The organism is Natronospira sp. (assembly GCF_007134575.1).
Taxonomy (GTDB): Bacteria; Pseudomonadota; Gammaproteobacteria; order Natronospirales; family Natronospiraceae; genus Natronospira; species Natronospira elongata.
This window is the reverse complement of record NZ_SLKM01000229.1, coordinates 1-5,291: the sequence shown is the minus strand read 5'-3', so window position 1 is coordinate 5,291 and position 5,291 is coordinate 1. Positions and strand designations below refer to the sequence as shown.

7 protein-coding genes are annotated in these 5,291 nt (G+C 60.1%); 1 reads left to right on the top strand and 6 read right to left on the bottom strand.

What is annotated here, in order from left to right; genetic code table 11:
• Both ACJWXQ_RS09130 and ACJWXQ_RS09125 read right to left on the bottom strand, forming a co-directional pair.
• The coding region (locus ACJWXQ_RS09130; RefSeq protein ID WP_406672640.1) for an NAD(P)/FAD-dependent oxidoreductase at nucleotides 1-149 on the bottom strand (149 nt) is incomplete at its 3' end.
• Nucleotides 150-202: 53 nt separating this feature from the next.
• Nucleotides 203-949 (bottom strand): creatininase family protein, encoded by a 747-nt coding sequence (locus ACJWXQ_RS09125; protein ID WP_346049820.1) that lies wholly within the window; start codon nucleotides 947-949, stop codon nucleotides 203-205.
• A gap of 171 nt (nucleotides 950-1,120) precedes the next feature.
• Between ACJWXQ_RS09125 and ACJWXQ_RS09120 the strand changes: the two genes are divergently transcribed.
• Nucleotides 1,121-2,215 carry a hypothetical protein gene (locus tag ACJWXQ_RS09120; protein WP_346049818.1) on the top strand — a complete coding sequence of 365 codons (1,095 nt, stop codon included), beginning with the start codon at nucleotides 1,121-1,123 and terminating at the stop codon, nucleotides 2,213-2,215.
• Between the two features lie 35 nt (nucleotides 2,216-2,250).
• On the opposite strand, the gene ACJWXQ_RS09115 is transcribed toward ACJWXQ_RS09120, so the two are convergent.
• The 4 genes from ACJWXQ_RS09115 to epmA all read right to left on the bottom strand — a co-directional run.
• Complete coding sequence (locus ACJWXQ_RS09115; RefSeq protein WP_346049816.1) at nucleotides 2,251-3,048, bottom strand: transglutaminase domain-containing protein; 798 nt, start codon at nucleotides 3,046-3,048, stop codon at nucleotides 2,251-2,253.
• The gene (locus ACJWXQ_RS09110) at nucleotides 3,045-3,944 is read right to left on the bottom strand and encodes a transporter substrate-binding domain-containing protein (protein ID WP_346049814.1); all 900 of its coding nucleotides are present in this window, start codon (nucleotides 3,942-3,944) and stop codon (nucleotides 3,045-3,047) included. The genes ACJWXQ_RS09115 and ACJWXQ_RS09110 overlap by 4 nt, the downstream gene beginning before the upstream one ends.
• A gap of 79 nt (nucleotides 3,945-4,023) precedes the next feature.
• The gene (gene msrB, locus ACJWXQ_RS09105; RefSeq protein ID WP_346049812.1) at nucleotides 4,024-4,461 is read right to left on the bottom strand and encodes a peptide-methionine (R)-S-oxide reductase MsrB; all 438 of its coding nucleotides are present in this window, start codon (nucleotides 4,459-4,461) and stop codon (nucleotides 4,024-4,026) included.
• Nucleotides 4,462-4,470: 9 nt separating this feature from the next.
• Nucleotides 4,471-5,291, bottom strand: an 821-nt coding sequence (epmA, locus tag ACJWXQ_RS09100) for an EF-P lysine aminoacylase EpmA (RefSeq protein WP_406672639.1), incomplete at its 5' end; no start/stop codon positions are given.

Sequence of the window (5,291 nt, the reverse complement as noted above, 5' to 3'; positions counted from 1 at the left end):
TTATCGGACAGGAAGTTATCCGGGGTGGAAAACATATTGGTGAAATTACAGCGACCGCCACCGGACATGAGGATCTTTTTGCCAACCTTGTTGGCATGATCCAGCACAAGCACCCGCCGGCCGCGCTGGCCGGCGGTGAGTGCACACATCAGTCCGGCGGCACCGGCCCCGATGATGATGACATCATAGGCCTGGGATTGGCTCACCGGGCCAACAGTTGCCGATAATCATCCAAAAGATCGGCGATCCCTGCCTCGAACAGCTTCTCACCGGCCTCCGGCGATGCCAGGGAGGGGTCGGAACCCACCCGGCCATCCGGGTAGTTGCGACGAAAATCCACCGCATCCCTGAATCCACCCGATGGCGCCCGCCGCGGGCTCATTTCCACCTGCTTAATGGCCTCGGGATAGGCATATTGGGTCAGAGAGACTTCCGAGCAGGTAGCATGGGAACCTTCGGCATCACCGAAGAGCTCGGCGGAAAGGGCCCGAACCCGATTACCGGCGAACCAATTCCCCAGATGGAGATGAGTGCTGGTTTCACAGCCGGGTGTCTCGTGCAGACTGTAGTCAGCGTAATACTCGGCGAAAGCCGCCTGCACGGTATTGATATTGCCGCCGTGACCATTGAGAAAGTACAGGTGACGGAAACCATGACGGGCCAGGGACTGAACCACATCGTAAACCACAGCCATCAGGGTCCGAGGGCGCAGGGTCACCGAACCCGGAAAGCAGAGGTGATGCTGGGCCATGCCAATGGACAGGGTCGGCGCGACCATTATTTCCTCCCGTTCACCTGCGGCACGGGCAATCACTTCCGGACACAAGGCGTCAGTTCCCACCAGGCCATTGGGCCCATGCTGCTCGGTGGATCCGATGGGAATGATGATGCCGGTGGATGCCTCCAGATAACGCTCCACCTCAAGCCAGGAACATAACCGCAACTGCATTGCCAATTCCCCTGTCGCTGTCAAAGCCTCCATTCTATCAGGCCACCCCAGGTCCAGTCGTGCTACCTTTGCGCAAGATCAAGACCCACAAGCACAAGACTCATGAACACAGGGGAGCTGTCATCCGTGATTTCTCTTCCGGGACGCGGGCAACTGCTAAGCATAATGCTGATGACTGCCCTGCCGCTTCAAGTTACGGCCTGGGAATTCGGCGGTGACATCCGCAGCGGCTTGTACGCCAGTGAACGCCTCGACCGGCAAGGTGAACGCCAGCGTGCGGATGATTGGCGGGCCCGAATCCGCCTGTCCGCGGACCGAGACCTGGCCGGCGACTGGCGTTTTCGGATTCGGGCAGCCGGCCGCTACAGCAGTGACGACAATACTGGCGATGCCTATTTCCGGGCCTGGGCCCCCACCCGTAGCGGCATTGCCACTGGCGATACCACCATCGATACCCTGCAATGGCAGTGGCAGCCTGAACACGGGGAATGGGGCGTGTTGATCGGCCGTTTCCAGGCCCAGGCCGGCATTCCTGTCGTGCCCGGGAAGGGACTGGACCGCAAGGACAGCTCCAATGTAGGCGTAAGCTGGACCGACGGCATCGAGTTGAGCCACCCCCTACCCGGCCGTTGGCAGGGCCGAAGCCGCTTATTCTACAACCACCAGCGCGGGGCTGGCGGCGTCTATCGATTCCCCCTCGACCACCAGGACTCAGGCAGTCGCCTGGCCCTGAGCAGTGCGTTCGAATCCACTGCCGGACCCGGCCCCTTGATCCTTAGGCGAGTCACCATCACCTGGATGCCGGACAGCCTGGCCCCTGACGGCCCCCAGTCGCCACGGCGAGAGGATTACCGCAGCCTGACTGGCAGCCTGGCCACCTCCTGGCCCGTGGCCCCGTCCGGCACGCGATTGGTGGTGGCGGGAGAACTGGGCTTCACCGATGCCCGCGTGCCTACCGGGCTGCTGGACGCGGGCGACGAGGGGACCCTGGGCGGCCGCGCCTGGCAGGCCTCGGCGAACCTGTTTGATCTGGCGCCGGGCCATCTTCTGGGACTGGTCTATGGCGAGGCCGAAGGCAGCTGGCTCCATTCCGTTGATTACCGAAATAATGATGCCCTGGCGGAAATTCGCTATCAGTACCGCTTTACCCCGGCCCTGTCCTTCGAAGGCCGCTATCGTTGGCGGCGAGAATTGAAAGTGCCGGATGACAGCCCCAGACGCCGAGTGGATCAGGATATCTACCTTCGCCTAAGCGCACGTTTCTAGCTGGGAATATAACTCGTTCAGTCTGCTCTGCCCGATTAGGGCACCCGGGAGACCGAGAATGTCATTGATTCCACCTTCAGGGGAGGACCGAACTGGTGAAATATGGGCACATCGGCACCATCACGCCCGACACCCAGCACCAGACGGTCACCACCCTTGCCTTCCTGGGTGGGATCAAAGGCATGCCAGTGCTCTCCCAACCAGACCTCGAACCAGGCATGCAGGTCCATGGGCTCCAGTTCATGGAGGTAGCCACTGACAAAACGGGCGGGAATGCTCAGGGCACGACAGAGCCCGACACCGAGATGGGCCAGGTCTCTGCATACCCCGTATCCACGACTGTATACTTCCGTAGCGCTGATCAGCTCATGCCCTTCACCAGGCCGATAGGCAATTTGTTCAGAAATCCAGTCCACGATCCTCTTTACCTGCGCGTAGCCTGACGGTGCATCGCCAACGATTCGCCAGGCCAATTCATCCAGTCGGTCCGATTCGCAGTAACGGCTGGGCAGAAGATAGGGAATCACGGCATCCGGCACCTGCTCTACCGGGGTGAAGGACAGTGTCTGATCAATGGCCGGGTGCAGTGGCACTGCCACCCTGGCCATACCGTGAATTCTGCAATGCCCCGCGGGCACCATGATCCGTTGACAACGATTGCCATGGACATCCTGATACTCCCGGATAGTGACTATCGGGGACAGATGGAACTCATCCTGACTGATCCACTGATGCTCGCAGGCCCGCGGCCTCAACATCAGCAGTAGCGGTGTTTCCATGCTGGCATGGAAACGAATATCAAAATGTGATTCCAGATCGACTCTGCCAATCATTGGGTCTTGCTTTCTTCCGCCGCCGCCATCAACAGAGCGGAAACTTCGGAGCCCAGGTAGTCTTCCAGCGTTTGCTGCCAGAAATCCGATTGCAGCAAACCACCATGTGCGTTCTGAAAGTATTCTTCCATCAATGCCTCCCAGTCGCTGCCATGGGGCATGATGACGCCAAAGGCCTCACCAGGGTCATCACCGACCGGGTGGCGGCGCAGAGGCATGCCTTCCTCTCTGGCCCGAACAAAGTTGTAGGCATCAATCCAGGCAAAATGGCCACCTTCAGCCACTCGCTCCAGAATCTCGTCATTGGATTCGGCCAGATCGATGGCCAGGTCCGGCATGGACCGCTCTTTCAGGCGTTCCAGTCTTTCCTCATGAAGCGTCCCCGCGAAGCCCAGGCCCCGTAGGTCGGAGAAGACTTGATCACTGTTAGCCATCTCCGACAGTTCAGAGACTTCATCCACGGTAATCAGAACCGCCACGTTATAGACGTAGGGGGGTGAAAAGGCCAGCTCCTCTCGTCGTTCCTCGGTGATGGTGACATTACCAATACCAAAGACACCTTCTTCGCTATTGACCACCCGACGATAGAAGCGGCTCCAGTCCTGCTCTTCCTCAAATTCAATACCGAGCCTCACATCATGGGTTTCACCCACCCAGCGGACAAAATCACGCATCAAGGTAACGGTGACACCGGAAAGCTGCCCCTCCTCGTCTTCACCCCGCCAGGCCCAACCCCGGGCAGGGACGTAGAGCACCCGTATCTCTCCCTGCCCCTCTTGGCTGATCGACTGCCAGGACCCGCCATGCGCCACAGCATCACCATCAGCGCCCCGCTCATCGGTTTGACAGGCCCCGAGAGCGAGGGTCAGCAGAAGGATCGACAGCAATCTGAACATGGACATTCTCCTTCGATAAGACTCGGATAGATTCATTGGCGAGACCACCTGGCACAGCGGCTCTTTTGATCAGGGGTGATCATTGATCAGGCTGGCGCAAATCAGGCATTCTCTCACCCTCCGGGATAAACACCAGCGCCAGGCCATTGTTGCAATAGCGCAGGCCGGTAGGGGGTGGGCCGTCGGGGAAGACATGCCCCTGATGGCCGCCGCAGCGAATGCAATGATATTCAGTACGCGGCATGGTGAGCTTGAAATCCTCGCGAGTGCCAATCCGCCCCGGCAGAGACTCAAAAAAGCTCGGCCAGCCCGAGCCGCTGTCATACTTCATGCCGGCATCAAATAATGGCAAGTAACAGGCGGCACAGATGAAGGTACCAGGGCGAGTCTCATGATTCAGCTCGCTGCTGCCCGGGCGCTCGGTCGCTTCACCGAATAACACCTTATATGCCGGGGTATCCAGCAATGGTTTCCACCGTTCGCTATCAACGCCCAATGGCTTGATTGATTCACTCATTTGCTACCTCTAGGCACGGTCCCAGGGGAAGGCTGTCACCGGCCCGATGCCGTCACAGCCCAGTACCAGGGCAATCAGCCGATCCAGACCGAGAGCGACGCCGGCACAGTCGGGGAGCCCGGCCTCCAGGGCAGAAATCAACTGCGGGTCCCAGGGCACCGGCGGCAACCCCTGGCCCTGGCGCTCTTCCGTCTCGACCCGGAAACGCCTCAATTGCTCCTCCGGATCACTCAACTCATGAAAGCCGTTGGCAATCTCGACCCCGCCCAGCACCACTTCAAATCGGGCCGCCGTCGGTGGTGAACCCGGATGCACCCTGGCCAAGGCGGCCTGGTCAGCTGGAAACTCCGTCACCACGGCAGGACGGCCATGGCCCAGGGCGGGGTATACCTTCAGGCTGCCCAGCAAATCCAGCCAGTCGTTCCGCCCCCAATCCAAGGGGCCGCCGGTGCCGGTCACGCGTATGGCTGCCTCGGCAATCGCCCCGGTCTCGTCTTCGAAGGGATCGACTCCGGCATGACGCCGATAGGCCTCACGATAGCTGATTACCGCCGGCTCTGACTCCAGATTTGCCAGTGGCCCCTCGGCTTCCCTGGCCAGTTCGGCAACCAGCTCACAGACTTCCATGGCCAAAGCCTGCTCTTCCATGCCCAGACGGTACCACTCAAGCAAGGTGAACTCGGGATTGTGCCAGCGGCCCTGCTCCCCATCGCGAAATACAGGACAGATCTGATAGATATCACCGCTGCCACTGGCGAGCAGGCGCTTCATGGGGAATTCCGGGGAGGTATGCAGCCAGCGTCTGCCATCGCCGGCCTCGGCCGGGATCG